Genomic DNA, 1,289 nt, shown 5'->3' with positions numbered 1-1,289 from the left:
CGCCGAGCGTGAGGTCCGCGCCGCGCCCCGTGCCCAGCAGCCGGTAGAAGCGCGCGCCGCGAGACCGGCGCAGCACCGCGTGGTCCGAGCCCATCTTCGACAGGCCCGTCCACGTCCGCGCGCGGGCGAAGCGCTGGATCGTCACGGACACCACGGGAGTCACGGGGCCATTCTACGCGCGGAGGCTCTGTTAGATTGACGCCATGCACAAGCCGACCGCGCTGACCGCCGCGCTCGTCCTCACCGTCGCGGGCGCCGCCACGCCCTCGTGGAAGGGCGAGATCGTCTACCAGGTGATGCCCGACCGCTTCGCCAACGGCGACCCCACCAACGACAGGGCGCCCATCCCGAGCGATCCCACCGACCCGAAGGGCTGGCACGGCGGCGACCTCAGGGGACTCACCGCGAGGATTCCCTACATCAAGGGCCTCGGGGCGACCGCCATCTGGCTCACGCCGGTCTACCGGCAGGTCACGGGCCGCGACGGCGGCGCGACCGGCTACCACGGGTACTGGCCGAACGACTTCCGCGACGTCGACCCGCACTTCGGGACGCTCGCGGACTTCGACGCGTTCGTGAAGGCCGCGCACGACGCGGGCCTCAAGGTCATGCTCGATCAGGTCGTCAACCACTACGGGCCCGCCGCGGACGCCGTGACGCGCCAGCCCGCGTGGTTCAACGACCCCGCCACCTGCGCCGCGAAGGGCGACCGGGACGTGTACTGCCCCATCTACGGCCTGCCGGACCTGAACCAGGACCGCCCGGACGTGCGCGACCTGCTGTTCGGCAACGCGGACTTCTGGCGCGCGCGCGGCGTGGACGGCTTCCGCTACGACGCGATCAAGCACGTGCCGCAGGGCTTCCTGAAGGACCTCCTCGCGCGCGATGCGAAGGCCGGGACGTACACCCTCGGGGAGTTCTACGACGCGGACGCCGGGACCGTGGCGGACTACCAAAAGCTCGGCTTCGCGAGCCTGTTCGACTTCAGCCTCAAGACCGCCATGAACGACGCGATCATGTCCGGACGCGGACTCGACCGCGTCACGAGCGTGCTCGAACGTTACAGGGAGATCCCCGCGCCGGACGAGGTGGCGCTCTTCCTCGACAACCACGACGTGCCGCGCTTCGCGAACGGCGCGCTCTCCGAGGACGACGGCCGCGAACGCACCGTCTACGGCCTGCGCGCCCTCATGACCCTGCGCGGCGTGCCCGTCGTGTGGCAGGGCACCGAGATCGCCATGCGTGGCGGCGGCGACCCCGACAACCGCCGCGACATGCGCTTCGAGGAC

At 71.0% G+C, this 1,289-nt stretch carries 1 protein-coding gene; it reads left to right on the top strand.

The features are described from left to right. Positions 1–203: 203 nt before the first annotated feature. The coding region (locus DEIPI_RS0107025) for an alpha-amylase family glycosyl hydrolase (protein WP_027481308.1) at positions 204–1,289 on the top strand (1,086 nt) is incomplete at its 3' end.

The organism is Deinococcus pimensis DSM 21231, assembly GCF_000519345.1.
Lineage (GTDB): Bacteria > Deinococcota > Deinococci > Deinococcales > Deinococcaceae > Deinococcus_A > Deinococcus_A pimensis.
Note: the sequence above shows the minus strand (reverse complement) of the source record. Positions and strands in the feature narration are given on the sequence as shown.